This is a genomic window from Streptomyces aureus (assembly GCF_001418135.1).
Lineage (GTDB): Bacteria > Actinomycetota > Actinomycetes > Streptomycetales > Streptomycetaceae > Streptomyces > Streptomyces aureus_A.
In genome coordinates, this window is sequence record NZ_LIPQ01000633.1 from 1 (window position 1) to 3122 (window position 3122).

The 3122-nt window shown below is 70.9% G+C and carries 2 protein-coding genes and 1 pseudogene; all 3 read right to left on the minus strand.

The genetic code is table 11. The annotated features are described in order from the left end of the window. The coding region (locus AOK00_RS35430; RefSeq protein ID WP_254047628.1) for an 8-oxoguanine deaminase at nucleotides 1-1467 on the minus strand (1467 nt) is incomplete at its 3' end. A 48-nt stretch (nucleotides 1468-1515) separates the two neighbouring features. Further along, nucleotides 1516-2922, minus strand: coding sequence for a nucleobase:cation symporter-2 family protein (locus AOK00_RS35435; protein ID WP_055604211.1), 1407 nt, complete (start codon nucleotides 2920-2922; stop codon nucleotides 1516-1518). A 71-nt stretch (nucleotides 2923-2993) separates the two neighbouring features. Next, nucleotides 2994-3122, minus strand: a pseudogene (locus tag AOK00_RS38830) (factor-independent urate hydroxylase); the annotation flags it as partial.

Consider the following 3122-nt stretch of genomic DNA (forward strand, 5'->3'; position numbering starts at 1 on the left):
CGCCGAGCCGGTCACCGCCGTCGTCGGCGGCGCGGCGGCCCCCGTCACGGCCTCCTTCGTCAGCGGCAAGCAGTTCGCCGCGAACAACCGGCTGCTCACCGTCGACGAGGACACCATCGCGCGCGCGTCGCGCGCGATGGTGTCCTCGTCGACGGTGAGCAGTCGGTTGTTCTCGACGATCTGCTTGCCGTTGACGAAGGAGGCCGTGACGGGGGCCGCCGCGCCGAAGACGATGGCGGTGACCGGGTCGGCGATGGTGGAGTGGCCGAGGCCGTCGATCTTCCACAGGACGAAGTCGGCGAGCTTGCCGGCCTCGAGGGAGCCGATGTTGTCGGCGCGACCGAGGACCTGGGCGCCGCCGTAGGTGCCGAGGCGCAGCGCCTGGCGGGCGTTGAGCGCGGCCTCGCGGTGGGCGCCGAGCCGGTTGATGAGGAGCGCGTTGCGCAGCTCGGTGTGGAGCTCACCGGACTCGTTGGAGGCGGTGCCGTCGACTCCGAGGCCGACGGGTACGCCCGCCTTCAGCATGTCGGGGACGCGGGCGATGCCGGCCGCGAGACGGGCGTTGGACGAGGGGCAGTGCGCCACACCGGTCTTGGTGCGGGCGAAGGCCGCGATGTCGGAGTCGTTCATGTGGACGCAGTGCGCCATCCACACGTCCTCGCCGAGGAAGCCGGTGGACTCGAAGTAGTCCGTCGGGCCCATGCCGAACAGCTCGTGACAGAACTTCTCCTCCTCCACGGTCTCCGAGCCGTGGGTGTGCATGCGCACCCCGAGGCGGCGGCCGAGCGCGGCGCCCTCCCGGAGGAGTTCGGTGGAGATGGAGAAGGGCGAGCAGGGGGCGACGGCGACCTGGGTCATCGCGTCGAAGGAGGCGTCGTGGTACTTCTTCACCGTCTCCTCGGTCGCGGCGAGCGCGCCCTCGGTGGTCTCGACGGCGAAGTCCGGCGGCAGGCCGCCGTCCTTCTCGCTGCGGTCCATGGAGCCGCGGGCGAGGGTGAAGCGGACGCCCATCTCGGAGGCGGCGCCGATGATGGCACCGGACAGGTCGCCGGAGTTCACCGGGTACACGTAGTGGTGGTCCATGGCGGTGGTGACACCGCCGCGGGCCATCATGGCCAGCGAGCCCTGAGCCGCGGCGCGCACCATCTGCTCGTCGATCCGCGCCCAGGTCGGGTAGAGGGCGACGAGCCAGTTGAAGAGGTTGTGGTCGGTCGCCAGGCCCCGGGTGATCCACTGGTAGAAGTGGTGGTGGGTGTTGACGAGACCGGGCGTGACGAGATGGCCGGTGGCGTCGATGCGCCGGACCACGTTCTCCAGGCCCTCGGGAGCCTTGCCGGCGCCGATGGACTCGATCTTGTTGTCCGCGACGACGAGGTGGCCGGAGGCGTACTCGGTGTCGTTCGCGTCGACGGTCGCGATCGCCGCGTTCTCGATGACGATGCGCTGGGCTGCCGAAGGTGCTGCCATGGCGGTGCTTCCTTCATTCCTCGGGGGTGGTGTGGGCACGGCAGGACCCTAGGAGGATTTGAGTGCCGGAGCCGTGTGACGGCTCCGGGTGCCGAGATGGTGGAAGAACAGATTCAGCAGGACGGCGACGAGCGCGCCGGCGCTGATGCCGGAGCCGAGCACGGTCTGTGCCCACGCGGGGAACTCGGCGTAGAAGGTGGGCGCGGCGAGCGGGATGATGCCCGCTCCGAGCGCGACGGCCACCAGGATGATGTTGGAGCTGTCGTCGAGTCCGGCTTCCGAGAGGGTACGGATGCCGCTGACCGCGATCGAGCCGAAGAGGACGATGCCGGCGCCTCCGAGGACGGGCATCGGGACCATGGAGACGACCGCGCCGAGGACCGGGAAGGCGCCGAGGACCAGCAGGGCGCCGCCGGCGACGGCGACCACGTAGCGGGAGCGCACCCGGGTCAGCGAGACGACGCCGACGTTCTGGGCGAAGGCCGAGGTGGGGAAGCCGCCGAAGACGGGGCCGATCAGGGTGGCGATGCCGTCGGTGCGCAGTCCGCGGGTGATGGTCCGGCCGTCGCTGCGCCGCTCGCAGATCTCGCCGAGGGCGAGCATGCCGGCGCTGGACTCGGTCATCAGGACCAGCATCACGATGCACAGGGAGAGGATCGCGGCGGGCTGGAACTCGGGGACGCCGAAGGCGAAGGGGGCGGGCAGGGCCGCGACGGGCGCCTCGCGCAGGGCGGTGAAGTCCGCCATCCCGAAGGGGATCGCGGCGAGGGTGCCGATGAAGAGGCCGAGCAGCAGGGCGATCTGCTTGACGAAGCCCTTGCCGAAGCGCTGGAAGAGCAGGATGACGACGAGGGTGAAGCCGGCGAGTGCCAGGTACTTCATGGCGCCGAAGTCGGCGGCGTTCCTGTCGCCGCCCTGCGCCCAGCCGACGGGCACGGGCATCAGGGTGACCCCGATGAGGGTGATGACGACGCCGGTGACGAGCGGCGGGAAGAAGCGCAGGAGCCTGCCGAAGAAGGGGCCGACGGCGAGGCAGAACACTCCGGCGACCATCACCGCGCCGTAGATGGCGGGGAGTTGGTGTCCGGGGGCGCTGGTCTCTGCGATGGCGAGCATCGGCGCGATGCCTGCGGAGGAGGCGGCGTTGACGAACGGGAGCCGGTTGCCGGCGAGGCCCCGGACGCCGAGCGTCTGCAGGATGGTCGCGCAGCCGGCGATGAGCAGGCCGGCGGCGATGAGCCGGGTCATTCCGGCGGCGTCCAGGCCGACCGCCTGGCCGATGATGAGCGGAGGGGTGACGACGCCGGCGTACATCGCGGCGATGTGCTGGAGCGCCGCGGGGACGAGCCGCGAGGCGGGGAGCTTTTCGTCCACCGGGTGGACCTGGCAGGTCGGGTCCGGCGGGGTGGAACACGGGCCTTCGGCGGGTGCCGGCCCCTTTGCGGGCTGTGTCATGAGAATCCCTCCGGTCCGGCGCGGCCCCCGCCCGACTGCGGGCGGGCGGGGGCCGGTCACTCGGACGCCGCTTAGAGGTTGGTCATGTCGACCGGGATCTGCGCCGTGGCTCCGTCGCGGAGGACGGTGGCCTCGATGAGGCCGTACATGCGGTCGGCGGCGTAGTAGACCTCGTTGTCGTTCTTGAGGCCGAAGGGCTC

Bases quoted from the DNA above. Each gene is read 5' to 3' on its own strand.
- AOK00_RS35435 (WP_055604211.1), bottom strand. From the start codon at position 2,922: ATGACACAGCCCGCAAAGGGGCCGGCACCCGCCGAAGGCCCGTGTTCC.